We start from the raw sequence: 3,091 nt of genomic DNA on the forward strand, positions 1-3,091 counted from the left end.
CGTCCCCGCCCGCGGACAGCAGGTCCCACAGCTCCTCCGGCGACGACACCCCGCCCGGGAACCGACAGCTCATCCCCACAATCGCGATCGGATCGCGCGATTCTGCGGTGAGCTTCCGGTTCTGCTCACGGAGCCGCTCGGTCTCCTTGAGTGACGCGCGAAGTGCCTCAACGAGTCGTTCGTCAGGTGCGCTCATCGTTGCGTTCTTGCCTCTCGCGTCTTCAGAAGTCGGACTCTCCGAGCGCCATACGCATCAGGCGCTCGGTGTCCATCGAATCGATCGAGTCCGGCTCGTCCGCCTGGTCGGCGGCGGCCGGGTCCGGGCCCTGGATACGGATCCCTGCCAGCTCCAGCAGGGCGTCCATCAGGCCCGCGTCCCGCAGGCGGGTCAGCGGAATGGCGGCCAGTGCCCGGCGGATCTCGTCCTCGTCCGCCGTGCCGCCCACGTCCTTCGCCGGCGCCAGTTCGGCGCGTACGTACTCGGCGAGGGCGCGCGACGTGGCGTAGTCGAAGATCAGTGTGGCGGGCAGCCGCAGCCCGGTCGCGGTCTGTAGTCCGTTACGGAACTCGACCGCCGTCAGCGAGTCGAAACCGAGCTCACTGAAGGAGCGGTCGGATTCGACGGCCGTCAGGCCGGCGTGGCCGAGCACCGATGCGGCGTGCCCGCGCACCAGGTCGAGCAGCATCCGGTCCTGCTCCATTGCAGGCAGGGCCGCCAGCCGCTGCTTCAGTTGCTCGCCGGTCGTCCTGGTTCCGGCCTGCGCGGCCCGGCGCACGGTCGTACGCACCAGCCCGCGGAACAACGGCGCCACGGACCCGGCACCGGCCAGGGCCCGGGTGTCCAGCGGCACCGGGACGACGACACCACGCGCCCCCGCAGTCCGGTCGAACAGCGCCAGCCCATCCTCCGCGGACACCGGCAGCACCCCCGAGCGGGACATGCGGCGCAGGTCGGTGTCGGCGAGCGCGTCGGCCATGCCGCCGCCGTCCTGCCGCACCCACGGGCCCCAGGCGAGGGAGACGCCCGGGAGTCCAGCTGCGTTGCGGTGCTGGACGAGCGCGTCCAGGAAGGCGTTGGCCGCGGCGTAGTTGGCCTGCCCCGGCGTACCGAACACACCGGCCGCCGAGGAGAACAGGACGAACGCCGACAGGCCCAGGTCCCGGGTCAGCTCGTGCAGGTGCAGTGCGGCATCCACCTTGGGCTTGAAGACCGTGTCGAGCCGCTCGGGGGTCAGAGCGCCGATGACGCCGTCGTCCAGCACACCGGCCGCATGGACGACACCGGTCAGCGGGCGTTCGGCGGGCACGGATGCCAGCAGCGCGGCGAGCGCGTCGCGGTCCGACACATCACAGGCGGCGACGGTCACCTCGGCGCCCAGCCCGGCCAGTTCGGCGCACAGCTCGGTGGTACCGGAGGCATCCGGGCCGCGACGGCTGGTCAGCAGCAGATGCCGCACCCCGTGCTCGGCCACCAGATGCCGGGCTACGATCCCTCCGAGTCCGCCGGTCCCTCCGGTGACCAGAACCGTTCCGGCCGTGTCCCAGACGGTCTTCTGGCCCTCCCCGCCTTCCTGGCCTTCCTGGCTACGGTCCGCGGCGGGCAGCTGTGCCCTGACCAGGCGCGGTGCCAGGACGGCGCCGTCCCGCAGCGCCAGCTCACGCTCCCCGGCGTCGGCAGCAGCGGCGAGCGCACCGAGCACGCCCTCCGGCAGCCGGCCTTCCGTGTCCAGGTCGACCAGCACGAATCGGTCCGGGTGCTCCTCCTGAGCCGAGCGCAGCAAACCCTGGACAGCCGCGTGGGCCGGATTCGCGACGTCGGTTCCGGCGCTTGTCGCAACGGCTCCCCGAGTAGCCACGACCAGCCGGGATGCCTCGAATCGCTCGTCGGCCAGCCACTGTTGGGCCAGGCCGAGTGCCTGTCCCGAAGCGAGGCGGGTTGCCGCGGCCAGGTCGAGGGCCGGGTCCGGAACGGACAGCGGCAGCAGCACCAGCTCCGGGACGGAGGCCGCCCCGGTCAGCGCCGAGAGATCGTCGCCGTCCAGAACGGACCACCTGTCGGTGACGGGTGCGCCGGCCGGAGACCGGTCCTGCGACGCCGGCTGCCACTCGGCCCGGAACAGCGCGTCGCGCAGGGCGTCCCCGGCCGTGCCGAGCTGATCATCTGCGAGGGGCCGCAGCACCAGGGTCTCGACGACAGCGACCGGCGCGCCCGTCCCATCGGCGATCGCGAGCGACACACCGCCGGAAGCGGGTGAGACCTTGACGCGGGCCGTTTCGGCTCCTGTCGCGTGCAGCGAGACCCCGCTCCAGGCGAACGGCAGCTCGGCCTGTTGGGGGTCCGCACCGCCGGCCAGCGCGATGGCGTGCAGGGCGGAGTCCAGCAGCGCCGGATGCAGCCCGAACGCCTCGCTGTCCGCGTCCTCGGGTAGAGCGACCTCGGCGAAAACCTCATCACCCCTGCGCCAGGCAGCCGTCAGCCCCTGGAACACCGGCCCGTACTCCAGCCCCACCGCAGCAAGCCCCTCGTACAGACCGTCCACCGGCACCGGCTGCGCACCGGCCGGCGGCCAGGCGGTGAAGTCGAAGTCCGGGACCGGGACACCGACAGCCAGCACACCGGAGGCGTGCCGCGTCCACGCCTCGTCCCCGAACCGCGCGTGCACGCTCACCGCGCACCGGCCATCGTCGTCGGCCTCCGCGACCGACACCCGCAGCTCCACCGCGCCCTGCTCAGGCAGCACCAGCGGCGCCTCCAACGTCAACTCCTCGACCGTGCCACAGCCGACCTCGTCGGCAGCCCGGAACGCCAGCTCCACGAACGCGGCGCCGGGCAGCAGGACGACACCCGCGACAACGTGATCAGCCAGCCAGGGGTGACTCTGCAACGACACTCGGCCGGTGAAGAGGTAACCCTCCGGCACCGCGATCGCAGCACCGATCAGCCCACCACCCGCAGCGGGTGACGCGTCGAGCCAGTAGCGGTTGTGCTGGAAGGCGTACGTGGGCAGGTCTACGCGCTGAGCACCGGTCCCGGCGTAGAACGCCGGCCAGTCGACCGTGTTCCCGGTGATGTGGACCCGGCCCAGAGCGG

The 3,091-nt window shown here is 72.2% G+C and carries 2 protein-coding genes; both read right to left on the minus strand.

Translation table 11 applies throughout. The features are described 5' to 3' along the window. Positions 1-196 (minus strand): polyketide synthase docking domain-containing protein (locus ACFT7S_RS38580; protein WP_382741218.1); only part of this gene is annotated, 196 nt, incomplete at its 3' end. A gap of 25 nt (positions 197-221) precedes the next feature. Next, the coding region (locus tag ACFT7S_RS38585; protein WP_382741221.1) for a type I polyketide synthase at positions 222-3,091 on the minus strand (2,870 nt) is incomplete at its 5' end.

The organism is Streptomyces sp. NPDC057136 (assembly GCF_042670885.1).
Taxonomy (GTDB): Bacteria; Actinomycetota; Actinomycetes; order Streptomycetales; family Streptomycetaceae; genus Streptomyces.